Genomic DNA, 753 nt, shown 5'->3' on the forward strand with positions numbered 1-753 from the left:
GAGGGTGTAAGAATTTTTGTGTAAACGGTCATTTGGCAGGAAACTGCCGTATTGCAAGGAGCGATAATGACCGTACCAAAAGCATTACCCCACGACTTGATAGACAGCCTGCTTTCCGACTACAAGAAACCTGAAGACCTAATTGGCGAAAACGGGGTGCTCAAGCAGCTCACCAAAGCCTTGGTGGAACGGGCGTTGCAGGCTGAGATGGCCGAGCACCTGGGCCACGCCAAACACGAACCGGTCGCCAATCCCATCGGCAACACCCGCAACGGCAAGAGCAAGAAGACGCTCAAGGGCGAATTCGGCGAACTGCCGATTGAAATCCCCCGCGACCGCCACGGCAGCTTTGAACCGCAACTTATCCCGAAGCACCAGACCCGCTGGACGGGCTTCGACGACAAGATTCTGTCGCTCTACGCTCGCGGCATGACGGTGCGTGAGATTCAAGGCCACCTGGAAGAGATGTATGGTGCCGAGGTCTCCCCATCGCTGATTTCATCGGTCACGGATGCCGTTATCGAAGACGCCAAGGCCTGGCAGTCCAGAGCGCTGGATGCCCTGTATCCCATCGTCTACCTCGACTGCATTCACGTCAAAGCACGTGATAGCGGCACGGTGCGGGTCAAGGCGGTGTATCTGGCGTTGGGCATCAACCTGGCCGGGGAGAAAGAACTGCTGGGCATCTGGATCGCCCAGACCGAGGGGGCCAAATTCTGGCTACAAGTGGTGACTGAACTCAAGAACCGTGGC

The 753-nt window shown here is 57.1% G+C and carries 1 protein-coding gene; it reads left to right on the plus strand.

Annotation, left to right across the window (positions count from 1 at the left end; all coding sequences use genetic code 11):
- Window positions 1–66: 66 nt before the first annotated feature.
- The coding region (locus tag SCT_RS14255) for an IS256 family transposase (RefSeq protein ID WP_144408283.1) at window positions 67–753 on the plus strand (687 nt) is incomplete at its 3' end.

The organism is Sulfuricella sp. T08, from assembly GCF_000971475.1.
Lineage (GTDB): Bacteria > Pseudomonadota > Gammaproteobacteria > Burkholderiales > Sulfuricellaceae > Sulfuricella.